Source organism: Paenibacillus chibensis, from assembly GCF_004001045.1.
In the GTDB taxonomy this organism is placed as follows: Bacteria; Bacillota; Bacilli; order Paenibacillales; family Paenibacillaceae; genus Paenibacillus_AQ; species Paenibacillus_AQ chibensis.
Genome location: NZ_BIMK01000071.1, coordinates 1 through 1,226 on the forward strand (window position 1 = coordinate 1; position 1,226 = coordinate 1,226).

General features: G+C 47.5%; 2 protein-coding genes. Both read left to right on the top strand.

The features are described 5' to 3' along the window. Positions 1 to 37: 37 nt before the first annotated feature. Positions 38 to 382, top strand: a complete 345-nt coding sequence (locus PCH05_RS27060; protein WP_246049972.1) for a helix-turn-helix domain-containing protein — start codon at positions 38 to 40, stop codon at positions 380 to 382. Continuing rightward, positions 304 to 1,188, top strand: a complete 885-nt coding sequence (locus PCH05_RS27065; RefSeq protein ID WP_164766822.1) for an IS3 family transposase — start codon at positions 304 to 306, stop codon at positions 1,186 to 1,188. Before PCH05_RS27060 ends, PCH05_RS27065 begins: the two co-directional genes overlap by 79 nt. Positions 1,189 to 1,226 lie beyond the last annotated feature (38 nt).

Sequence of the window (1,226 nt, forward strand, 5' to 3'; positions counted from 1 at the left end):
TTGGTTTAACCGATGAATTTCTAGGGGGTGCATTTTTATGGCTATTAAAGGTCAAAAGTTTAAGACGTATTCTGAGGAACTCAAGATGGAGGCAATCCGCTTACACGTAGAGGAAAAATGGACGTATCGGCAAATCAACGATCATTTGGGAATTCAAGATCGGGGTCGGATGAAGCGTTGGATGCACAAATACCGTGAAAAGGGCGAATTTGGTCTACTGGATCAACGAGGAAGGCGGAAGGAATATTTAGATCAGGAGCGATATGTTCAGCAGTTGAAACGGGAGAATGCAATGCTAAAAAAGTGTTTGGAAATCTGGATGCGGGAGGGAAAGAACAGCGCTTCAAGCTCATTGAACAAGCAGCGGACATCGGCCAAGTAGCCAAACACTGCCAACTCCTTGGCGTCTCTAGAAGTGGCTATTATGCATATTTAAAACGGAAGAAGAATGACCGAGATGCAGAGGCTAAACGACTCATTCGCACTGTGTATAAACGCTACGAAGGAAAGTATGGCTACCGGCAGATCCAGCTGTTCTTATGGCAGGATGAAGGTGTATGGATGAATCACAAGAAAGTACTACGCCTCATGCAAGAACTTGGACTCAAAGCCAACATTCGCAAGAAGCGCCGGTTTAACATGGCTTACAAGGCAGCAGAACGTGTGGCGGAGAATCTGCTTAAGCGTAACTTCACGGCCGAAAAGCCAAACCAAAAATGGGTAACGGATATAACCCAATACCGGGTGGGCGAGCGCTGGCTGTATCTCTCGGCGGTGAAAGACTTATTCAACAACGAGATTGTGGCCTACCAGCTCAGCGAACGTAACGACAATGAACTGGTTCTGAGGACGTTCGCCAAGGCGTTTGCCAAGCAAAAAGACGTGACTGGATTGGTCGTTCACAGCGACCAAGGGTTCCAGTACACGTCTCATGCTTACCACGACATGCTGCCAAAGGTTAGCGCCCAAATCAGCATGTCTCGTCGGGGCAATTGCCTAGACAACGCCTCCATGGAAAGCTTCTTCTCGCATCTCAAAACGGAAGGGCTCTATCCATATGATATCCGAAATCTGGCGGAGGCACAAAGGAGAATTGAGAAATACATACGATTTTACAACCGAAAGCGGCCACAGCGGAAATTAAATAAACTGGCGCCGGTAGAGTACCGACGCCAGCTCACAGCCTAGGTGTTTTTTTCAATGTCCACTAAATGGGGTCTTGACCA